Genomic DNA, 20,782 nt, shown 5'->3' with positions numbered 1-20,782 from the left:
CGGGAGCCTAGATTAGGGCGGCAAGTCAAGATTCGCGGATCAGATTGAAAGCAAGGACCCGGTGGCCGACGAAAAACTTCCCCGCGACCCCCTGAAGCGCGAAGCCGCGATAGCAGCCGCGCGGCCGGAGGCGCCGGCGCGGCCCTTCGTCCATCTGCGCGTGCATTCGGCCTATTCGCTGCTGGAAGGCGCCTTGCAGATCGGCAAGGTGGTGGCTCATGCGGTCAAGGACGAAGCCCCGGCCATTGCCGTCACCGATACCAACAATCTGTTCGGCGCGCTTGAGTTCGCGCAGAAGGCGGTCAAGGACGGCATCCAGCCAATCATCGGCTGCCAGACTGCGCTCGCCTTTTCCGGCGAAAACATCGATGGCCAGCGTGATCGCAGGCGGCAAGGTCCCGATATGCGGCCGGTCGTCCTGCTTGCCGCGACCGAAGCCGGCTATTCCAATCTGGTCAGGCTGGTCAGCCGCGTCTACCTCGAAACGCCGCCCGGCGAGGCCGTGCACCTTACCACCGAAATGATGCAAGGCTATTGTGACGGGCTGATCTGCCTCAGCGGTGGACCGCGCGGCCCGATCGGCATTGCGCTCAAGGAAGACCGCCGCGATCTAGCTGAGGCACGGCTTTTGACCCTCAAGGCGATGTTCGGCGACCGGCTCTATGTCGAGCTGGACCGGGTATCCGGCTATGATCGCGTGATCGAGAAATCCTCGGTCGATTTGGCTTATGCCCATGAACTGCCTCTGGTCGCCACCAACGAGGCGTTCTTCTCGGCCCGCGACGACTATGACGCGCATGACGCGCTGATCGCCATTGCTGAGGGTTCGGTCGTCGCCGCCGACAATCGTCGTCGGCTGTCACCGGACAATTTCCTGCGCAGCCAGGCCGATATGGCCAGGCTGTTCGCCGACCTGCCGGAAGCGATCGACAACACCGTCGAGATCGCGCTGCGCTGCTCCTACTACCCGAAGAACCGCAACCCGATCCTGCCGCGCTTCACCGGCGGCGATGTCGCCGACAATGACGCAGCCGTGCAGGCGGAAGCCGACGAACTGGCCCGCCAGGCGCATGAGGGGCTCGACGCGCGGCTGGCCGCGCATGGCCCGACAGCCGGCTACACGGTCGAGCAGTATCGCGAGCGGTTGAATTTCGAGCTCGGCATCATCACCAAGATGAAGTTTCCCGGCTACTTCCTGATCGTTGCCGACTTCATCAAATGGGCGAAGGCACAGGGCATTCCGGTCGGGCCGGGACGCGGTTCGGGCGCAGGCTCGCTGGTCGCCTATTCGACGACCATCACCGACATCGATCCGTTGCGCTTCTCGCTTCTGTTCGAGCGCTTCCTCAATCCCGACCGCGTGTCGATGCCCGACTTCGACATCGACTTCTGCCAGGATCGCCGCGAGGAGGTCATCCGCTACGTCCAGCAGAAATACGGTCGCGACCAGGTCGGCCAGATCATCACCTTCGGGACGCTGCAGGCCCGCGCCGTGCTGCGCGACGTCGGCCGCGTGCTGCAGATGCCCTACGGCCAGGTCGACAAGCTCTCCAAGATGGTGCCGCAGAATCCGGCCAATCCGGTCAAACTTGCCGACGCCATCGCCAACGAGCCGCGCTTTGCCGAAGAGGCCGAGAGGGAGCCGATCGTCCAGACGCTGCTCGACATGGCGCAGAAGCTGGAAGGCCTCTACCGCCATGCCTCGACACACGCCGCCGGCATCGTCATCGGCGACCGGCCGCTGTCGGAACTGGTGCCGATGTACCGCGATCCGCGCTCGGACATGCCGGTCACCCAGTTCAACATGAAATATGTCGAGCAGGCCGGGCTGGTGAAGTTCGACTTCCTCGGCCTGAAGACGCTGACCGTTCTGGAGACGGCGGTGAAGCTGATCCGCCGGCGCGGCATCGAGATCGACCTGGCGACGATCCCGCTCGACGATCCCGACACCTATGCGATGCTGTCGCGCGGCGAGGTGGTCGGCGTGTTCCAGGTGGAAAGTGCCGGCATGCGCAAGGCGCTGATCGGCATGCGGCCCGACTGCATCGAGGACATCATCGCCCTGGTGGCGCTGTATCGGCCGGGGCCGATGGAGAACATCCCGACCTACAATGCCCGCAAGCATGGCGAGGAGGAGATGGCCTCGATCCATCCCAAGATCGACCATCTGGTGAAGGAGACGCAGGGCGTCATCGTCTACCAGGAACAAGTGATGCAGATCGCGCAGGAGCTGTCCGGCTATTCGCTCGGCGAAGCCGATCTGCTGCGCCGCGCCATGGGCAAGAAGATCCGCGCCGAGATGGACAAGCAGCGCGAGCGCTTCGTCTCCGGCGCGGTCGAGCGTGGCGTCGGCAAGCCGCAAGCCGACTTCATTTTCGACCTGCTGGCCAAGTTCGCCGACTATGGTTTCAACAAATCGCACGCCGCCGCCTACGCGGTGGTTTCGTACCAGACCGCCTATCTCAAGGCGCACTATCCGGTCGAATTCCTGGCGGCGTCGATGACGCTCGACATGGGCAATACCGACAAGCTCGCCGATTTCCGCCAGGATGCGTTGCGTCTCGGCATAGAGGTTCTGGCGCCGTCGGTGATATCGAGCTTTCGTCCCTTCGAGGTCGGTGAGAACCGCATTTACTATTCGCTGGCCGCGCTCAAGGGCGTCGGCGATGCTGCAGTGGAGCACATCGTTGCCCAGCGTGGTGAAAAGCCGTTCAAGAACCTCGCGGATTTCTGCGAGCGGGTCGATCCCAAGATCGTCGGCAAGCGCGTCTTCGAAAGCCTGATCATGGCCGGCGCGCTCGACTGCTTCGGCCACGACCGCGCATCGATGATGGCGGGAGTGGAACGCATGATGGGGCTGGCATCGCTGGCGCAACAGAACGCTGTTTCCGGCCAGCACGATATCTTCGGCGCCTCGCTCGGCGCCCAGTCGCAGGCACTCAATCTGCCGGCGACGGACCCTTGGCTCGCTGCCGACCGGCTGCACCGTGAATTCCAGGTGGTCGGCTTCTATCTCTCGGCGCACCCGCTCGACGAGTACAAGGCGGCGCTGCAGAAGATGCGGGTACAGACGTGGGCCGAGTTTTCGGCGGCCGTCAAGCGCGGTGCCGCCGCCGGCCGTCTGGCCGGCACGGTAACATCCAAGCAGGAGCGCAAGACGCGCACCGGCAACAAGATGGGCGTTATCGCCTTTTCCGATACATCCGGCCAGTACGAAGCCGTGCTGTTTTCGGAAGGGCTGGCGCAGTATCGCGACCTGCTCGAGGCCGGCCGCTCCGTCGTTATCACCGTTGCGGCCGAGGACAGGCCGGAAGGCGTCAATTTGCGCATCAACTCGGTACAATCGTTGGAGGACGAGGCAAGTCGCATCCAGAAGGCACTGCGCATTTTCGTGCGCAACGCCGCGCCGATCAACACGCTGGCCGGCCAGTTGGCCGTCAGGGGCGAGGGCCAGGTCAGCTTCGTCCTGATCAAGGAAGAAGGCGAGGGGGAAATCGAGATCGAGCTGCCCAACCGCTACCGGATTTCGCCACAGATTGCCTCGGCGATGCGCGCGGTGCCGGGCGTGGTTGAAGTGGAACTGGTCTAAGTTGCGTTGATAATCAGGTGATGCCGGCCTGCAAACGATGGTTTTCTGCGCTTCCGGTGCTCACGGACCCAGATGTCCGCTCCGCTCCGGTTCTCGAAACCCACCGTTTTCGACTCGGCCTGACCTGAATCTCAACACACCTTAGACGATCTTCGCGGCTGTCGGCCAGCACATCGCGGATTGAGTTCGCGCTAGGCCTGGCATCCTGTCCGATAGGGCCAGGATGTTAGCTGCGGTTGAAGTTGTTGTCGCTTGAACCACATGCAGCGAGCACGCTCGAAATGAACTCGCCATTTCGAAATCAGCCCCAATCCGAGCCTCGGCGATGCGGCCGCGGTCAAAAAACAGGAATTCGCCATCATGCCCAGCCGCGAACGCGTTGAAGCCTTCCTCAAGGAAGTGGTCGAAGGCAGCCACGTTACGGCGATCGCCGACTTCTACCATGACGATGCGACCATGCAGGAGAACCTCGGCGTTCCGCGTAGCGGCAGGGAAGCGCTGATGGCACGCGAACAATCGGTTCTGGAACGAATCCAGAAGATGCATACGCATCCGGTCCAGATCTTTCTGGTCGACGGCGACAACGTCGCCATCCGCTGGACATTCGACAGGATCGACAAGGACGGCACTGTCCGGCGCCTGGAAGAGGTGGCGCTTCAGCAGTGGCGCGGTGACCGCATTGCCAAGGAGCAGTTCTTCTATGATACGGCCACCGCCTGGGGCCTTGTCGGACCCGACGGCACAGTGGTGCAAAGCTGAGAGCTCCGGCAACTTAAGCCACTGGACGGCCTTGGCTGCGGACGCTACGCAATCGTCATGAAAACGGCGGGCAAGGACGGATTGCAGGAGAATTCGGCGATAGCGCGGCTGCGCGACCGGCTGCGCAAGCTCTATCACGGGCGCACGCCGGCTGCTTTCCGGTTCCAGTTGGTGGCTGTCGTCATCGACCTCGCCATCATCGCTTTCTTCATCGCGACGCCGGTTCTCCAGGACAAGCCGTCATTCCTCTGGCTCGACTATTCGGCGGCGGCTCTCGTCGCTGCGGACCTGGTTGCCCGGCTGCTCGCCTCAAACGACATGCTGCGGCTGATGAAGCAGCCGACGTCGTGGGTCGATGTCTTCATCCTGCTGACGCTGCTGATGCCGACGGCGTTCGCCAATCTCGCCTTCCTGCGCATTCTGCGGCTGTGGTCGCTGTCGCGCAGCGGTTCGCTCTGGCGGCATCTGGAGATGCGCGGCCTGCGGCCATGGCGAGAGGCCAGCCACGCGGTCATCAACCTTTTGACCTTCCTGTTCGTCATCACCGGCTTCGTCTACACGTTCTTCTTCCGCACCGGCGCCGGCCTGGAAAACTATATCGACGCGCTTTATTTCACCGTCGCCACGGTGACGACGACCGGCTTCGGCGACATCGTGCTGCCGGGCATGGCTGGCAAGCTGACGGCTATCGTCACCATGATCATCGGCATATCGCTGTTCGTCAGGCTGGCGCAGGCGATCTTCCGGCCGGCCAAGGTGTTCTTTCCCTGTCCGCAGTGCGGCTTGCAGCGGCATGAGCCGGATGCCGTGCATTGCAAGGCCTGCGGCCATCTTCTCAACATACCCGACGAAGGGAACTGACCCGCGGCGGGGTTACGACGCTGCCACTTCAGCCGGCTTTATCGGCCTGCGCTGAAGGTTGAGCAGATTGCCCATCAGGATCAGCAGCGCGCCGCCGGCGGTGAAGGCGTCGATCTGCTCGCTATAGAGCAGCCAGCCGATCAGCGCCGACAGCGGCACGCGCAGGAAATCCATCGGCGAGACGATGGTCGCGTCGGCATAGCCAAGCGCGCGGGCCATGCAGAAATGCGAAGACATGCCGGTGAAGGCGATCAGCACGATCCATGGCCACAGCTCCAGCGGCGGGTTGCGCCAAGTGTAGAGTGCCGGCACGAGGCCGACCACCGACTGGATGATCAGCATCCAGAAAATGATGCTCACGACGCTGTCCGTCCGCGTCAGCGACTTGACCGTGACCACCGAGATGCCGAAGCAGGCTGCGGCACCGAGCACGACGAGATGTCCCGGATCGACCGAGCCCATACCGGGGCGCACGATGATGACCACGCCGATCAGCCCCAGCACGATCGCTGCAAGCCTTGGCCGGGAGAGCCTCTCGCCGAGAAAAATCACCGCCAAGATAGCCGTCCAGATCGGCGTGGTGAATTCGATCGAGATCAGCACGGCCAGCGGGATCAGCGTCAGCGCGTAGAGCCAGGCCGCCTGGCCGGTATAATGGATGACGTTGCGGGCGATATGGGCGATGGGGCGCTGCGTGCGCATGGCTGCAAAGCCGCCGCTCATCATCACCAGTGGCAGAAGGATCAAAAAGCCAATCACCGAGCGCAGTTCCAGCACCTGGAAGACGTTGAGCTCGGCAGTCGTCGCGCGGCCGGCGACCGACATCGCCAGGAACGAGGCAATCGACAGCGCCATCCAGAACGCGGCCTTGGGAATCGAGGGGGTAGGTGTCATCCGCGCTATGTCGCAGGCCAGGGCTTCTGCCGCAATCGCTAGCCGTTGCCTTCTTCTGGGCCAGTCGCAGCTACTGGACGCCGCAAAAACAGTCATGTGGCGAGCGGAACCTGACACGGCAAGGGGCGTTGAGTCCCGATAGTCAGCCGTGCGTTGCAGGCCGTCCTGCCTTTTCAAAATCAACAAGGAGAGCTTCGATGAGATCATTCGCGCTAGTCGCGCTTGCTGGCGTTCTATTGGTTGGGGCAGGCGCGGCGCATGCCGACGAGACCAAATTTCTCCAGTCGTTCAAGGGCAATTTCGCCGGCAAGGGCACTGTCCAGGTGACCACGGATGTGCCGAACGTCGGAGTATCTTGCAGCTTCAAGTCGAACGCGACCTCAACCTCGCTCTCGCTGGATGGCAATTGCCGCGGTCTCGTGGTGGTGTCGCGGGCCATCAGTGCCAATCTGAAGGTCACGGGTGCGAAATACAGCGGCATTTATGTCGGCTCCCGTACCGGGCCGGCACAGCTGACCGGCAGTCGTTCGGGCAACGCGATCAATCTTGGCATCCGCTGGGCCAAAGAGGTCAATGGTGACCGCAAGGCCCAGATGACGGTCGAGAAGCGAGGCGAGAACGGCATCCGGCTGACGGTCATCGACACCGATCCGAAAACCGGCAAGAGCGTGGTGACGAGCAGGATCGATCTGCAGCGTACTTAGCGAAGATCAGTCTTCAAGCGGCTCAGGCGGGTGGGCATCGCGGCCCTTGCCGAAGGTGTAGCCGGTTTCCACCGCCTTGCGGCCGAACTTGTCGCGCAGGGCATCGATGGCGCCTTCGGCCATGGCGCGCTTGCGCGACTGGACGTCGACCAGATCGGGCGGGTCGGCCTTGTCGTCGTCCGAGAGGTCGCTGACGCCGATGCCGAGCAGCCGATATTTGGTGCCGTCGGTTTCCTTGCGCAGAAGCTCCACCCCGGTCTGAAAGATGCGGTCGGCGAGCCGGGTCGGGTCGCCGAGCTGGCGATTGCGCGTGCGCAGCTTGAAATCCTGGGTCTTCAGCTTCAGCACCACGGTGCGCCCGGCAATGCCCGATTTTTTCAGCCGCGCCGAGACCTTTTCCGAAAGCCCTCTCAGCACCGCGACCAGCTCGTCCAGCGACGCGATATCGGTGTCGAAGGTGGTTTCGGCCGATACGCTCTTGGCATCCTGGTCCGGATCGACGCGGCGGACGTCCTCGCCGCGCGAAAGGTGGTAGAGCCGGTCGCCCATCGTGCCGTAGCGGCGCATCAGGTCGCCACGATCCATCTGTTGCAACTGGCCGATGGTGCGGATGCCGTCGCGCTCAAGCGTAGCGTTGAACGCTTTGCCGACGCCCCAGATCATGGTCACCGGCTGCGCCGCCAGGAAGCCGACTGCCTCGGCTTCGCCGATGACCGAGAAACCGCGTGGCTTGCGGAAATCGGAGGCTATCTTGGCGAGGAACTTGCAGTAGGACAGGCCTGCCGAAACGGTGATGCCGATCTCCTTCTCGACCGCCAGCGCAAAGCGCGCCAGCACCACCGCCGGCGGCAGGCCGTGCAGCCGTTCGGTGCCGGCGAGGTCCAGAAATGCCTCGTCGATCGAGAGCGGTTCGACCAGCGGCGTCAGCGCCTGCATCATGGCGCGCACCTCGCGGCCGACGCGCACGTATTTTTCCATGTTGGGGCTGATGACGACCGCCTCGGGGCAGGCTTCGAGCGCCTTGAACATCGGCATTGCCGAGCGCACGCCCTGGATGCGCGCGATGTAGCAAGCGGTGGAGACGACGCCGCGCTTGCCGCCGCCGATGATCAGCGGCTTGTCCTTGAGCGCCGGATTGTCGCGCTTTTCGATCGCTGCATAAAAGGCGTCGCAATCGATATGGGCCAGATGCAGCCGGTAGAGCTCGGGATGACGCGCAAGCCGGGGGCTGCCGCAGTGTTCGCAGCGGCGCGTCTGGCTGCGCTGAAACGTCAGGCAGTCGCGGCAAAAACCGTGATCGGGATTGTTGACAGGGGCCGCCATCGCTGCGAACATAAAGAGAACAGAGGCAATGGTACGACAGTGCAAGGCCAGCGACAAGGCTGGCCTGGGGAGAACTCATGAGCACGACCATAGCGCCGCTTACGCCTGAGCTTTGGGCTGAATTCGAGGACCTGTTCGGCAAGCAGGGCGCCTGCTACGGCTGCTGGTGCACGCATTTCCGGTTGGCTCCGGCGGTGCGCCGCGAGAGCAGCCGAGAACGCAACAAGGACCACATCAGGGCGCGCATCGAAGCCGGTCCGCCACCGGGTTTGCTGGCATTCGAGGATGGTCAGGCGGTCGGCTGGATGCAGATCGGACCGCGCGCCGACGTGCCCGAATGGAACAATCAGGGCAGGGGGTCGGCACCGGTCGATCCCGCCGACGCCGCCGATCCGGCCGTCTGGGCGATTTCCTGCTTCTTCATCCGGAGCAAGGTGCGAGGCAGGGGCATCACGCATCGCCTCGTCGAAGGCGGCATCGATTTCGCCCGCCGGAACGGCGCGCGGCTGGTTGAGGCCTGCCCGATAGACCTGTCGCGCGATTCGCGCTCGATCGGCCTGTTCGTCGGCTCGTCGCGGGTTTTCGAGAAGGCTGGTTTCGAGAGGCTTGTGGAACGCAAGGCGGGCCGGCCGTTGATGCGGCTGGTACTTTGACGAGTCTTTTCGCACTGGAAGCCTTGTTGATCTCACCTTGCGGTTGCAGTGGTAATTTCATACCAGACGAACGAAGCGTTCCTTCAAGGCCAAAACGGAGAATTCGCGTGAACCGTGCCCTGCCATTCGTGTTCCTTCTTGCGTTGAGTGCACCTGCTTTCGGTCAGACCGTCGACAGCCATGGTGCGAAGCAATTGTCCGATGACCTGTCCCGCTATGTCGGCAAGCAGGCGATCGACAAAGGCATCCTGAAGGTTTCGCTCGAAGGCGGCGCCTACAAGATCCTGTTTGATTTCAAGGCACTTGCCGCATCATTCCCGGACCAGAAGCTGCTGAAGCTCGATTTTGCGCCCTATGCCTTGATGGTGAAGCCGCGCAGCGATGGGGCCTGGGATGTCTCGATGGATTTTTCGCAAAGCGCCTCCGTCGAGTTCAACGGGCCCGAGGGGCTGCAAAGCACGCAGTTTTCGATCAAGGATGGCAAGGGCTCCGGCGTCTACGATCCCAATCTGGCGGCCTTCACCAGCGGCACCAGTTCAATGGCCGGCATGACCATGGCATCGAAGGATGCCAAGCAGCACATGGAGGCCAGCACCGGGGCTGGCACTGCGACCATTGCCGCGACCAAGTCCGCGACCGGCGGCGTCGATTTCACCACCTCGCAAAAGGTGTCGAGCTTTGTCGAAGCGATCAACTTCGACGATCCGGAGAGCGGGTTGAAATTCCCGGTCACCGTCAGGTCGCCGGAACTGTCGGTCGAAGCCAGCGGCAAGGGCGTACGGACAAAGCCGTTGCTCGATTTGCTGGCATTTGGCGTGGCCAATGAAGACGAGGCGACGCTGAAGGCCAACCAGGCGCAACTCAAATCGCTTCTGCTCGCCGCATTGCCGCTTTGGGAGCGTGTCGAGGGAACCTACGGCTTTAAGGATTTCGCGGTGGAAAGTCCGGTCGGCAATTTCGGCGCCACGCAACTCAGCACTGCGTTCGGCGCCGACGGAGTCGCCCAGAATGGCAAAATCACCTATGGCATCAAGGCGTCAGGGCTGACCGTGCCGCAGCAGCTCGTGCCGAGCTGGAGCGTCGCGCTCCTGCCCACCGACATCGACCTGAACTTCGGCGGCGCCAACATCGACCTCGACAGCATGGCGAAGAAGGCGATCGAAGCCTTTGATCTCAATCAGGATCCGCCGCTGTCGGCCGAATTCGGCGAACAGCTCAAAGTCGACTTCATGGCCAAGACGCCGAAGGTCGTCCTTGGCCACAGCACCGTGAAGAACAAGGACACGGAGATCGCGCTGGAAGGCGAGATGACGTTCCCCGGCGAAAAGCCCGAAGGAAACGTGTCGGTCGATGTCGCCGGCTTCGACAAGCTTGTCGAAGGCCTGCAGGAGGCGGCAAAGTCGGAGCCGGAGGTGGCGCAATATGTGCCTGTCGCCCTCATGGCGAAAGGTTTTGGCAAGACGCTGCCCGATGGCCGGCTGGAATGGGTCGTCAACGCCAAGGCCGATGGTTCGGTCACCGTCAATGGTGTCATGCTGAAGCCCGCCGATCCGGCCGTGGACGACAGCGTGGATGATAGTGACGGCGGGGATGATGACGGTGGAGACGCCAGTGGCGGTAGCGACAATGGCGGGGCGGGAGCGAAACTGAACCCTTGAGGGGCTAGGGCTTTAGAGCCCCAGCGCGCTCGCGATCTTCGGCGCGGCTTCGTGCCAGTCCTGGACGACGACGATGTCGTCCGTCACCGGCGGCAGGAATGCGCGCAGCGAATTGTCGGCCATCAGATGGAACAGTTCGGCGTCGGCGACCGATCCCCGCACCGACGCTAGATTGTGCGGCTGATCGTCGACGAAGACCACCGGCCGGCCGGCTTTGCCGCGAAGTTTGGCCACTGCCGGTCCCTTGGCCATTTCAGTGGTCAGAAGCGGGTAGCTCAGCCCGAGGGCATCGAGATGGGCGCGACGCACGGCGCGGTGTCTGTGCGGCATGGCCGTCAGCAAGATGATTTCCGCGCGGTCGCCGAGCCCTGCCAGGGCCTCTGCTGCGCCGTCGGTAATGCTCTGCCAATCGGCTTGCGCGTCAAAGAAATCGCCCAGGAGTGCCGTGACTTCAGGCTGTTCGATCAGCCGGCCGCTCGCCGTCTCGGCAATGTTGCCGGTCAGCCGGAAGGAGGCCAGCGTCAGGCCAAAGCCGCGCGCCTTGAGGAAATTCGGGAACGGGCGGATGAATTCGAGCACGACGTCGTCGACGTCGAGCACCAGCAGCGGCCGGTCGTCGGCCGCAAGTTCCGCGATCTGGCGCGCGGTTTCGGGGTCATCGCTCATATCGAATGCTCATGGTTGTCGTCGCCCAGCGGCAGCGCCCGCAAGGCTTTGCCGACGGCAGCCGGCGGCGTGCCGGTCTCCTCGGCAAAGCGCATCAGCGTCGGCTCGTGGGCGAGAATGAACTGCAGGACACCGGCCAGAAAACCCGGCTCGCTGGCGGCTTTGCGGATAGAATGCGCCTCTATGCCGGTGATTGCCAGAAAGCGCGGCAGCAGCTCCGGATCGGAGGCGACGAAGCCCAGGGCCTTCACGGCAATCGATTCCGCTTCTTCACGCATTGACGCTGCGTTTGCCATCACTACCTTCGGTGTGTGGAATGAGTCTCTCCCGCAGTAATGGCAAGAATTGCTTGCGGCAAGCCATTAGAGCGTGGCGCGCCCTTTGGACGCGCAGGGGAACGAGGTGGAATTTGCGTTGTTTTCCAGCCGCGGATTTCCGTTTCGTCAATCATATTGCCGTAAAGTGAAGCAGGGTTTGGTGCGTCTAGACATGGGCGCATGACGGTCGCCTTCGAGCGGAAGGACGACCGGGACGGGATATCGATGCCGAAGAAGGTCATGATCGTCGAGGACAATGAGCTCAACATGAAGCTCTTTCGGGACCTCATCGAGGCAAGCGGTTACGAGACCGTGCGCACCCGCAACGGTCTGGAAGCGCTCGATCTGGCGCGCCTGCACAAGCCGGATCTCATCCTGATGGATATCCAGCTGCCTGAAGTGTCGGGGCTGGAGGTGACCAAATGGCTGAAGGAGGACGACGAGCTGCACGTCATCCCAGTCATTGCGGTGACCGCCTTCGCGATGAAGGGCGACGAGGAACGCATCCGCCAGGGTGGCTGCGAGGCCTATATTTCGAAGCCGATCTCGGTGCCGCGTTTTATCGAAACCATCAAATCCTATTTGGGTGATGCGTGATGTACCCTTTCAGCCGAGCCGGAGCCTTGTGAAATGACTGCGCGGATCCTCGTCGTCGACGACATCCCTGCCAATGTGCGGCTGCTGGAAGTCCGGCTGCTGGCCGAATATTTCGAGGTGCTGACCGCCACCAACGGGCCGGATGCGATCGAAACCTGCGAGAATGGCAAGGTCGATGTCGTGCTGCTCGACGTGATGATGCCTGACATGGACGGCTTCGAGGTCTGCCGGCGGCTGAAAAGCGATCCGGCGACATCGCACATTCCGGTGGTGATGATCACCGCGCTCGACCAGGTTTCCGACCGCGTACGCGGGCTCGAGGCCGGCGCCGACGACTTCCTGACCAAGCCGGTCAACGACCTGCAGCTGATGACGCGCGTCAAGAGCCTGGTTCGCCTAAAGTCACTGACCGATGAGTTGCGGCTGCGTGCCTCGACGACGCGCAACATCGGCATCGAAGAGCTTTTGAGCCGCAATTTCGCGTCCGAGGACACGACACCGAAAGTGCTTTTGATCGACGAGCGCAAATCATCCGTCGAGCGCATCCAGAAGATGCTGCGCGACCGCGCCGACCTCGATGTCTCCAGCGATCCGCATGCCGGCTTCTTCCAGGCCGCCGAGACGTCCTATGAATGCGTGATGATCTCGACTGCGTTCGCCGATTTTGATCCGCTCAGGCTCTGTTCGCAGTTGCGCTCGCTGGATCGCACCCGCTTCGTGCCGATCATTCTTCTGGCGGAGGAGGGCGAGGAGGAGCGCATCATCCGCGGCCTCGAACTCGGCATCAACGACTATCTGATGCGGCCGATCGACCAGCAGGAACTGACGGCGCGGCTGCGTACCCAGGTGCGCCGCAAGCGTTACAACGACCAGCTGCGCGCCAGCGTCACCCAGACCATCGAAATGGCGGTGACCGACGGCCTGACCGGGCTGCATAACCGCCGCTATCTCGACAGCCATCTACAGACGCTGTTCGATCGCGCCGTGGCACGGCGCCGGCCGCTGTCGGTGATGATCACCGACCTTGACCGCTTCAAGGCCATCAACGACGCGCATGGCCATGACGGCGGCGACGAAGTGTTGCGGGAATTTGCGCGACGGCTGCGCAAGAATGTCAGGGGTATCGACCTTGCCTGCCGCTTTGGCGGCGAGGAGTTCGTCGTGGTGATGCCGGACACCGAAGGTGCGGTTGCCGAGAAGGTGGCCGAGCGCATTCGCGCCGAAATTGCCCAGGCGCCTTTTGCCATCGGCCAGGACGGCAAGACGATCGAAGTCACGGTCAGCGTCGGGGTGTCGTCGGTGCTGAAGGGTGTGGATACGGTGGCGGCGCTGATGAAGCGTGCCGATCTCGCACTCTACGAAGCCAAGAGCGGTGGCCGCAACCGCGTCGTCGCCAAGGCGGCATAACCGGTCCAGACCCGATTATCCTGTCAACCCGACAGGGTTACCCGTTTACCTTAATCCAAGCGATTCGCGAGCCTTGGTTAAGAAACTGTTGATTTTCATAAGCTCTTGCGCAAGTGTGCAGGCCAAGACGAAGCCGGCACGAGGATAGACAGCCGGCTCGATCCCCAGAATACCCCATGATGCTCAGGTCCGCCGCATCTCCTGGGTCCGTGGGGTCGGCCGGCCGGCGCTGGCACATAGTGGCCTCCTCGTACCGCTGCCAAACGCCGACCGGCCCCCTTCTTTCCAATGAGCATCAGAGCTCCGTGCCAAAGCACGGAAGACTCTGCGTTTTTTGCATGTGAAAATCCGGATATCGTTTTTAGGACTGCGACGGCGACGGCACGTTCCGTGCGCTGTCACGTGGCTGCCAACGATTAGGAAGAGTACCCCTCCATTTCATAGATATGGCGCACAAGGGGCTTGCGGCAAGACCCGGCTCCTCCCGTAAAACCGCGGTCCAGGCCAACGGAAACGGGAGTGACGAGAATGGGTGTGATGTTGCCGGCAGACGGATCGCGTCGGGATCATGCAGTGGTGATCGCCGGGGGCGGTCCGACGGGATTGATGCTGGCAGGCGAGCTCGCATTGGCGGGCGTCGATGTCGCCATTGTCGAGCGGCGCGATACTCAGGAACTCATTGGCTCACGCGCAGGCGGCCTGCACGCACGCACGATCGAGGTGCTCGATCAGCGCGGAATCGCCGATCGTTTCCTCTCGCAGGGACAGCCATCGCCGTCCGTGGGCTTCCACATGATCCGGTTGGACATCAGCGATTTTCCCACGCGGCACAATTATCTGCTGGCGCTGCGGCAAAACCATATCGAGCGGATATTGGCCGACTGGATCAGCGGGTTGCAGGTGCCGATCTATCGCGGACAGGACGTTACGGGTTTCGCACAGGACGATGGCGGCGTCGATGTGGAGCTGTCCGATGGCCAACGATTGCGGACGCGGTATCTCGTTGGCTGCGACGGAGGACGCAGCGTGATCCGAAAGGCGGCGGGCATCGAGTTCGCTGGGCAGGATCCTACGATGAGTTGGATGATTGCCGAGGTCGAGATGGTGCAGGAGCCGGCATGGGGCTTTCGCAGCGACGCCTACGGTATCCATGCGATAGGCAAGATCGAGGAAGGCGGCCGGATCGGTGTCGTGCTGACCGAGAGGCAACTGACCATCGGAGGCGAACCGACGCTGCGCGATCTCAGCGAGGCGCTGGTCGCCGTCTACGGCACCGATTACGGGGTCCACAACCCGACCTGGCTCTCCCGGTTCACGGACATGACGCGACAGGCTGCCTCTTACCGCGACAGACGCGTGCTGCTGGGCGGCGACGCCGCGCATGTGCATCCGCCGATGGGCGGACAGGGGCTCAATATTGGCGTGCAGGACGCGGTGAATCTTGGATGGAAACTGGCCCAGGTGGTCAAGCAGATATCACCGGAAAGCCTTCTGGACAGCTATCACGCCGAGCGTCATCCGATTGCCGCCCGCGTACTGCGCAACGCGATGGCACAGGTTGCGCTTCGTCGCATGGATGCCCGCACCAAGGCATTGAACGACATCTTTGCCGAGTTGCTCGGCATGGAAGAGCCTCGCAAACGGATCGCCGCTGAGATGTCCGGCCTGGGTGTCCATTACGACCTCGGCGAGGGGCACCCACTGCTTGGGCGGCGAATGCCGGACCTCGATCTGATCACCGCCAACGGGCCGTTGCGGCTCTTCACCTTGCTGCACGACGCGCGGCCGGTGCTCCTCAACCTCGGTGAGCCCGGCAGGCTGGACATCGCCCCCTGGGCCGATCGGGTCCGGCAGATCGACGCCGGGTACGCCGGTGCCTGGAAGCTCCCGGTCTTGGGGACGGTCGCCGCGACCGACGCCGTCTTGATCCGGCCCGATGGCTATGTGGCTTGGGTTGGGGTGGGAACCCAACAAGGCCTGATGGACGCGCTGACCACTTGGTTCGGACCGCCCGCTGCCGCTGATTAGCAGACACGGTCGATGCTGGTTCACACGAGCGCCCGAAACGCATTGCGTCGCCACCTTCGACAGTTCTCCTGACAACCGATTGACAGGAGGTTCCATCTATGCAGAAATTGGTTGGACCATTGGACCACTTGGAGGTGACGTGGACCAGAACAGCCTGCCACCCATTCAGACGACGGCGCGCGATGACGCCGTGCTGAAGGCGTTGGTGGGCTTTGTCCGCGCCGAGGCTTTGCAGCCGGGCGAGCGGCTTCCAACCGAGCGTATTCTGGCCGAGCGGCTGAAAGTCAGTCGCAACACGGTGCGCGAGGCGCTGACTCGCTGGGAAGGGCTTGGCCTCGTCGAGCGCCGGCAAGGCAGCGGCACCTATCTCAAGGTTGCCGTCTCGCCAGACATGCTGCACATGCCGCTGACGCTGGCGGGCGGCAATGATTTCACCAGCCTGATGCAGACGATGGAGATCCGCCGCGCGCTGGAAGCGGAGGCCGCAGCTCTTTGCGCCGAACGCGCCAGCCAGGCAGATATCACCGAAATCGCGCGCAAGCTCGACATCATGGAGCAGGCGTTCCGCACGCGCGACGGCATGTCGTCGGAAGAGGATTGGGAGTTCCACCAGGCGATCTACCGGGCCTCGGGCAATCCGTTGTTCGAGCAGATCATCGCCGCCATGTACGAATTGTTCCATCGCTTCTGGGAGCATCCGCTCGGCGTGCGCGATTTTGGCCACGCCAGCTTTCCCTACCACCGCACCATCTACGAATGCATCGCCGCGCGTGACCCGCAGGGAGCCCGCGACGAGGCGCTCAAGCTGATCGCCACCGTCGAGGACGACCTCAAGCGCGGTGCCGCCAAACTCAAACTTTCGAGCCAGACATGAACGAGCATCCATCCGGTTTCGATCACGACTATCTTGCCGAGGCGGCGACACTCTTGGCGCATGACGAACCGTTTCCCGGCGGTGCGGTGGTGCCGCCGATCTACCAGACCTCGCTGTTCACCTTCGCCAATTATGCCGAGATGGCAGACACTTTTGCCGGCAAACGACGGCAGCCGATCTATTCGCGTGGTGACAATCCGACGGTGATGGAGTTCGAGGCGCGTGTCGCCGCGCTCGAAGGTGCCGAGGCAGCGCGCGGCTTTTCCAGCGGCATGGCGGCGATCAGCGCCACGGTGCTTGCCTTCGTTGGGGCAGGCGAGCGCATTGTGGCGGTGCGCAATTGCTATGGCGATGCCTACCGGCTGTTCGAGCGGCTGTTACCGCGGCTCAACATCAAGGTCGACTATGTCGACGGCTCCGACCCGGACGCGGTTGCGGCGGCACTTCCCGGCGCCAAGCTGCTCTACCTGGAAAGCCCGACCTCGATGATGTTCGAGCTGCAGGACATCGCGCATCTGACGCGGTTGGCCAAGGAGCAGGGCATCGTCACCACGATCGACAATTCCTGGGCGACGCCAGTGTTCCAGAAGCCGATCACGCATGGCGTCGACCTCGTGCTGCATTCGGCCTCGAAATATCTCGGCGGCCACAGCGACACCGTCGCCGGCGTCGTGGCGGGTTCGGCCGCCCATATCAAGCACATCAACGAGCAGACCTATTCCTATCTCGGCGGCAAGCTGTCACCGTTCGAGGCGTGGCTTTTGTTGCGCGGCCTGCGCACGCTGGCGCTGCGCCTGCCGCACCACATGAAGAGCGGCCTGACCATCGCCGAACGGCTGAAGGCGCATGCCAATGTCGAGCGGGTCAACCATCCCGTCTATTCGAACCATCCAGGCAAGGCGACACTGGCCGGCTATGCCGGTCTGTTCTCCTTCGAGGTGACGGACGATATCGACATCCCCGTTTTCGTCGATGCGCTGAAATATTTCCGCATCGGCGTCAGCTGGGGCGGGCATGAAAGCCTGGTCGTGCCGGCCAAGGCGTCGCTGGAGCAGACGCCGGGCCTGAATTCGATGGCGCGCTTCGGCGTCAGCCCCCGAACCATCCGCTTCAATGTCGGATTGGAGAGTGTCGAAGACCTGTGGGCTGATGTCGCCCAAGCCTTCGAAAAAGCCAGAAAATAACAAGCGGGTTCAAAATGGGAGTCTTGAACATGAAAAAACTGACCGTCATGCTTGCCACCGTTGCGGGGCTGGCGATTTTCGCCGGAAGCGCTATGGCCGATTCGACCCTGAAAATGGTCGAAGTCATCACCAGCCCGCCACGCACCGAATTCCTGAAGAAGCAGATTGCCGAGTTCGAAACGGCCAATCCGGGCGTCAAGGTCGAGCTGATCTCGCTGCCCTGGGGCCAGGCTTTCGAGAAATTCCTCACCATGGTGCAGGCCGGCGATACGCCCGATATCGTCGAGATGCCGGAACGCTGGATGGGCCTCTATGCCAACAATGCCCAGCTGGAGGATCTCGGCCCGTATATGGCCAAATGGGACGACGCCAAGACGCTCGGCGACCGCGCCAAGCAGTTCGGCTCGACCGTCAACAACACCCAGTTCATGATCCCCTACGGCTACTATGTGAACGCGCTGTTCTGGAACAAGAAACTGTTCAAAGAGGCCGGCCTCGATGGCCCGCCGGCGACGCTTGATGATTTCATTGCCGATTCCAAGAAGATTTCCGCGCTCCCGGGGAAGTACGGCTACTGCCTGCGCGGCGGGCCGGGCGCCTTCAACGGCATGCACATGTTCATGAACATCGCCGCCGGCAAGGGTGGCTACTTCAACGAGGACGGCACCTCGACGATCAACGACGAAGGCTCGGTCAAGGGCCTGCAGATGCTGGCCGACATGTACAAGGACGGCCTGGCGCCGAAAGATGCGGTGAGCTGGGGCTTCAACGAAACGGTCACCGGCTTCTACTCCGGCACCTGCGCCATGCTCAACCAGGATCCGGACGCGCTGCTCGGCATCGCCGACAAGATGAGCGCCGACGACTTCGCCGTGGCGCCGATGCCGGTCGGGCCGAGCGGCAAGTCCTATCCGACGCTGGGCTATGCCGGCTGGGCGATGTTTGCCAACTCGCAGCACAAGGACGATGCCTGGAAGCTGATGGCGACGCTGCTGTCGCCGAAGGACAATCTCGAATGGGCCAAGGAAGTCGGCGTCGTCCCGATCCACAAGGGCGCCGACCAGGATGCCCATTTCAAGACCGAGCAGTTCAAGGGCTGGTTCACGGAGCTCAGCGATACCTCCAAATATGAAATGGTGACCCCGCCGACGCATCTGGAGAACCTCGGCAACTTCGTCGACCAGGTGGCGATCAAGAATTTTCAGGAAGTCCTGCTTGGCCAGAAGACGGCCAAGGAAGCGGCCGACGCATGGGCCACGTTCCTGACCAAGGAACAGCAGGACTGGCTGGCCAAGAACAAGAAGTAGCCGCCTTTTTTCCTTCTCCCCGTTTCACGGGGAGAAGGTGGCCCGATAGGGCCGGATGAGGGGCGGCGCCAAGTTCTGTCAGCTCAGCACTGCCCCTCATCTGCCTGCCGGCATCTTCTCCCCGTATAGTGACGGGGAGAAGGACGCTGTCCCCGACGCCGCTCCAGGGAGCCGATCCTCACCCAATGACCTACGCCGTGTCCGAAATACGATCCGCCGGCAAGCCGCGTCGCAAGCGGCTCTCGAACGCCGCAATCGAGCCATGGCTGTATCTCAGCCCGGCGATCATCCTGCTGGTCGTGGTGCTTCTGGTGCCGCTCATCATCGGCATCAGCTACTCCTTCCGCAAATTCTCGGCTTTCAAATCGGAATATGTCGGGCTCGGACAGTATCAGGCGATGCTGTCGGACCAGGTGCTCGGGCAGGCGCTGGTCAACACGCTGTGGTGGACAGTCGCCAGCCTCTTCTTCCAGTTCTTCCTTGGCCTTGGCCTGGCGCTGCTTCTCGACAAACCGTTCGTCGGACGCAAATTTGTCCAGGCTGTGGTCTTTCTGCCATGGGCCGTGCCTTCGTTCCTGTCGGGCCTGACCTGGGCATGGCTGTTCAACCCGATCATCGGACCGCTGCCGCACTGGCTCTTCGCATTGGGGCTCAGGGCTGAGTCGACCACCAGCATCCTGTCCGACCCGGCCACCGCGATGTGGGGGCCGATCATCGCAAACATCTGGTTCGGCATCCCGTTCTTCGCCATCACGCTGCTCGCGGCGCTCAAGTCGATCCCGTCGGAACTGCATGAAGCCGCTGCCATCGACGGTGCCTCGCCGTGGCAGCGCTTCACCAAGGTGACGCTGCCGTTCCTGGCGCCAACCATCGCCATCACCGTCATGCTGCGCACCATCTGGATCGCCACATTTGCCGACCTGATCTTTGTGATGACGGCAGGCGGTCCCGCCGGGTCGACAAGCACCGTGCCGGTCTACATCTATGTCAGCGCCTTCAAGTCCCTGGACAAGGGCTACGCCTCGGCGGTGGCGGTGCTGCTGCTCGTCTTGCTCATCGTCTATGCCGTGGCGCTGATCGGCATTCGGCGCTCAATCGTGAGGCACGTCTGATGATCGCCGGGCGCTCCACCTCTTCACGCTTTCTCAGCGGTATCGGCCTCTACGGCGCCATCGCGACCTACATGATCTTCGCGCTGTTCCCGATCTTCTGGACACTGAAAATATCGGTCACGCCGGAGCGATTGCTCTATTCCGAAGGCATCACCTTGTGGCCGTCGCAGACGACCTTTCAGAATTTCTATACCGTTCTGGAAGTCTCTGATTTCCCACGCTATTTCCTGAACAGTGTCATCGTTTCGATGGCGACGGCGGCGTTGGTGACGGTCATTGCCACGCTCGCCGGCTATGCCATGTCGCGCTTCACCTTCCGCGGCAAGGCGGCGCTCGCCATCATGCTGCTTTTGACCCAAACCTTCCCGCTGGTGATGGTCATTCCGCCGATCTACCGCGTCATGGGCGAGCTTGGCCTCACCAACAGCCTGATCGGGCTGATCATCATCTACACTGCCTTCAACACAGCCTTCGCCACCTTCCTGATGCAGTCCTTCTTCGATGGTATCCCAAAGGACCTGGAAGAGGCGGCAATGATCGACGGCTGCACGCGCGCTGAGGCCATGCGCAAGGTGATCGTGCCGCTGACGCTGCCCGGCATGGGTGCGACACTGGGTTTCGTCTTCACAGCTGCCTGGAGCGAGCTGTTGTTCGCGCTGATGCTGATTTCCAGCGATGACAAGAAAACCTTCGCGGTTGGGCTGCTCACCTACATAGGCAAGTTCGCCGTCGACTGGGGACAGATGATGGCCGCGTCCGTCCTGGCGCTGATCCCGGTCTGCATCTTCTTCGCCTTCCTGCAACGCTATCTCGTCACCGGCCTGACCGCCGGCGCCGTCAAAGGATAGA

18 protein-coding genes are annotated in these 20,782 nt (G+C 62.4%); 14 read left to right on the top strand and 4 right to left on the bottom strand.

Features of this window, described 5'->3' with window-relative positions; genetic code table 11:
• Positions 1-61 precede the first annotated feature (61 nt).
• From dnaE to C8D77_RS32370, 3 genes are all read left to right on the top strand, one after another.
• Positions 62-3,589, top strand: a complete 3,528-nt coding sequence (gene dnaE, locus C8D77_RS32380; RefSeq protein WP_109671495.1) for a DNA polymerase III subunit alpha — start codon at positions 62-64, stop codon at positions 3,587-3,589.
• 360 nt (positions 3,590-3,949) lie between these two features.
• Entirely contained in the window at positions 3,950-4,348 is a 399-nt protein-coding gene (locus C8D77_RS32375) for a nuclear transport factor 2 family protein (RefSeq protein ID WP_109671494.1), read from the top strand.
• Between the two features lie 57 nt (positions 4,349-4,405).
• Complete coding sequence (locus tag C8D77_RS32370; protein ID WP_109671493.1) at positions 4,406-5,209, top strand: potassium channel family protein; 804 nt, start codon at positions 4,406-4,408, stop codon at positions 5,207-5,209.
• A gap of 12 nt (positions 5,210-5,221) precedes the next feature.
• On the opposite strand, the gene C8D77_RS32365 is transcribed toward C8D77_RS32370, so the two are convergent.
• On the bottom strand, positions 5,222-6,103 hold the full coding sequence (locus C8D77_RS32365) for a DMT family transporter (RefSeq protein WP_109671492.1): 882 nt from the start codon (positions 6,101-6,103) through the stop codon (positions 5,222-5,224).
• A gap of 197 nt (positions 6,104-6,300) precedes the next feature.
• On the opposite strand from C8D77_RS32365, the gene C8D77_RS32360 reads away from it, so the two are divergent.
• Positions 6,301-6,807 (top strand): hypothetical protein, encoded by a 507-nt coding sequence (locus C8D77_RS32360; protein WP_109671491.1) that lies wholly within the window; start codon positions 6,301-6,303, stop codon positions 6,805-6,807.
• Between the two features lie 6 nt (positions 6,808-6,813).
• Here C8D77_RS32360 and C8D77_RS32355 read toward each other — a convergent pair whose 3' ends face one another.
• Positions 6,814-8,142: a DNA polymerase IV gene (locus C8D77_RS32355; protein WP_109671490.1), complete on the bottom strand. Its 1,329-nt coding sequence runs from the start codon at positions 8,140-8,142 to the stop codon at positions 6,814-6,816.
• A gap of 65 nt (positions 8,143-8,207) precedes the next feature.
• Between C8D77_RS32355 and C8D77_RS32350 the strand changes: the two genes are divergently transcribed.
• A complete protein-coding gene (locus C8D77_RS32350; protein WP_109671489.1) occupies positions 8,208-8,783 on the top strand; it encodes a GNAT family N-acetyltransferase in 576 nt (191 codons plus the stop codon).
• A 107-nt stretch (positions 8,784-8,890) separates the two neighbouring features.
• Positions 8,891-10,441: a hypothetical protein gene (locus tag C8D77_RS32345; RefSeq protein WP_109671488.1), complete on the top strand. Its 1,551-nt coding sequence runs from the start codon at positions 8,891-8,893 to the stop codon at positions 10,439-10,441.
• Between the two features lie 12 nt (positions 10,442-10,453).
• On the opposite strand, the gene C8D77_RS32340 is transcribed toward C8D77_RS32345, so the two are convergent.
• Positions 10,454-11,107, bottom strand: coding sequence for a hypothetical protein (locus C8D77_RS32340; RefSeq protein ID WP_109671487.1), 654 nt, complete (start codon positions 11,105-11,107; stop codon positions 10,454-10,456).
• Positions 11,104-11,403: a DUF3572 domain-containing protein gene (locus C8D77_RS32335; protein WP_056582159.1), complete on the bottom strand. Its 300-nt coding sequence runs from the start codon at positions 11,401-11,403 to the stop codon at positions 11,104-11,106. Before C8D77_RS32335 ends, C8D77_RS32340 begins: the two co-directional genes overlap by 4 nt.
• A 261-nt stretch (positions 11,404-11,664) precedes the next feature.
• On the opposite strand from C8D77_RS32335, the gene C8D77_RS32330 reads away from it, so the two are divergent.
• From C8D77_RS32330 to C8D77_RS32290, 8 genes are all read left to right on the top strand, one after another.
• Complete coding sequence (locus C8D77_RS32330) at positions 11,665-12,021, top strand: response regulator (RefSeq protein WP_276325614.1); 357 nt, start codon at positions 11,665-11,667, stop codon at positions 12,019-12,021.
• Between the two features lie 33 nt (positions 12,022-12,054).
• Positions 12,055-13,428: a PleD family two-component system response regulator gene (locus tag C8D77_RS32325; protein WP_109671486.1), complete on the top strand. Its 1,374-nt coding sequence runs from the start codon at positions 12,055-12,057 to the stop codon at positions 13,426-13,428.
• Positions 13,429-13,956: 528 nt separating this feature from the next.
• Positions 13,957-15,456 (top strand): FAD-dependent monooxygenase, encoded by a 1,500-nt coding sequence (locus tag C8D77_RS32315; RefSeq protein WP_170136883.1) that lies wholly within the window; start codon positions 13,957-13,959, stop codon positions 15,454-15,456.
• A gap of 139 nt (positions 15,457-15,595) precedes the next feature.
• The gene (locus C8D77_RS32310) at positions 15,596-16,330 is read left to right on the top strand and encodes a FadR/GntR family transcriptional regulator (RefSeq protein ID WP_109671484.1); all 735 of its coding nucleotides are present in this window, start codon (positions 15,596-15,598) and stop codon (positions 16,328-16,330) included.
• Positions 16,327-17,514, top strand: a complete 1,188-nt coding sequence (locus tag C8D77_RS32305) for a PLP-dependent transferase (protein ID WP_109671483.1) — start codon at positions 16,327-16,329, stop codon at positions 17,512-17,514. The genes C8D77_RS32310 and C8D77_RS32305 overlap by 4 nt, the downstream gene beginning before the upstream one ends.
• Before the next feature lie 29 nt (positions 17,515-17,543).
• Positions 17,544-18,821: an ABC transporter substrate-binding protein gene (locus C8D77_RS32300; RefSeq protein ID WP_109671482.1), complete on the top strand. Its 1,278-nt coding sequence runs from the start codon at positions 17,544-17,546 to the stop codon at positions 18,819-18,821.
• A 185-nt stretch (positions 18,822-19,006) separates the two neighbouring features.
• On the top strand, positions 19,007-19,933 hold the full coding sequence (locus C8D77_RS32295) for a carbohydrate ABC transporter permease (RefSeq protein ID WP_109671481.1): 927 nt from the start codon (positions 19,007-19,009) through the stop codon (positions 19,931-19,933).
• Positions 19,933-20,781, top strand: a complete 849-nt coding sequence (locus C8D77_RS32290; protein WP_109671480.1) for a carbohydrate ABC transporter permease — start codon at positions 19,933-19,935, stop codon at positions 20,779-20,781. Before C8D77_RS32295 ends, C8D77_RS32290 begins: the two co-directional genes overlap by 1 nt.
• Position 20,782 lies beyond the last annotated feature (1 nt).

The organism is Mesorhizobium loti, assembly GCF_003148495.1.
Taxonomy (GTDB): domain Bacteria; phylum Pseudomonadota; class Alphaproteobacteria; order Rhizobiales; family Rhizobiaceae; genus Mesorhizobium; species Mesorhizobium loti.
The sequence above is the reverse complement of the archived record's forward strand: the minus strand, read 5'-3'. Positions and strand labels throughout refer to the sequence as shown.

What these genes read in the sequence shown, in the direction of transcription:
- C8D77_RS32295 (WP_109671481.1), top strand. Translation starts at nt 19,007, where the DNA reads ATGACCTACGCCGTGTCCGAAATACGATCCGCCGGCAAGCCGCGTCGC.
- C8D77_RS32300 (WP_109671482.1), top strand. Translation starts at nt 17,544, where the DNA reads ATGAAAAAACTGACCGTCATGCTTGCCACCGTTGCGGGGCTGGCGATT.
- C8D77_RS32340 (WP_109671487.1), bottom strand. Translation starts at nt 11,107, where the DNA reads ATGAGCGATGACCCCGAAACCGCGCGCCAGATCGCGGAACTTGCGGCC.
- C8D77_RS32355 (WP_109671490.1), bottom strand. Translation starts at nt 8,142, where the DNA reads ATGTTCGCAGCGATGGCGGCCCCTGTCAACAATCCCGATCACGGTTTT.
- C8D77_RS32360 (WP_109671491.1), top strand. Translation starts at nt 6,301, where the DNA reads ATGAGATCATTCGCGCTAGTCGCGCTTGCTGGCGTTCTATTGGTTGGG.
- C8D77_RS32330 (WP_276325614.1), top strand. Translation starts at nt 11,665, where the DNA reads ATGATCGTCGAGGACAATGAGCTCAACATGAAGCTCTTTCGGGACCTC.
- C8D77_RS32350 (WP_109671489.1), top strand. Translation starts at nt 8,208, where the DNA reads ATGAGCACGACCATAGCGCCGCTTACGCCTGAGCTTTGGGCTGAATTC.
- C8D77_RS32370 (WP_109671493.1), top strand. Translation starts at nt 4,406, where the DNA reads ATGAAAACGGCGGGCAAGGACGGATTGCAGGAGAATTCGGCGATAGCG.
- C8D77_RS32305 (WP_109671483.1), top strand. Translation starts at nt 16,327, where the DNA reads ATGAACGAGCATCCATCCGGTTTCGATCACGACTATCTTGCCGAGGCG.
- C8D77_RS32335 (WP_056582159.1), bottom strand. Translation starts at nt 11,403, where the DNA reads ATGGCAAACGCAGCGTCAATGCGTGAAGAAGCGGAATCGATTGCCGTG.
- C8D77_RS32290 (WP_109671480.1), top strand. Translation starts at nt 19,933, where the DNA reads ATGATCGCCGGGCGCTCCACCTCTTCACGCTTTCTCAGCGGTATCGGC.
- C8D77_RS32375 (WP_109671494.1), top strand. Translation starts at nt 3,950, where the DNA reads ATGCCCAGCCGCGAACGCGTTGAAGCCTTCCTCAAGGAAGTGGTCGAA.
- C8D77_RS32315 (WP_170136883.1), top strand. Translation starts at nt 13,957, where the DNA reads ATGGGTGTGATGTTGCCGGCAGACGGATCGCGTCGGGATCATGCAGTG.
- C8D77_RS32365 (WP_109671492.1), bottom strand. Translation starts at nt 6,103, where the DNA reads ATGACACCTACCCCCTCGATTCCCAAGGCCGCGTTCTGGATGGCGCTG.
- C8D77_RS32325 (WP_109671486.1), top strand. Translation starts at nt 12,055, where the DNA reads ATGACTGCGCGGATCCTCGTCGTCGACGACATCCCTGCCAATGTGCGG.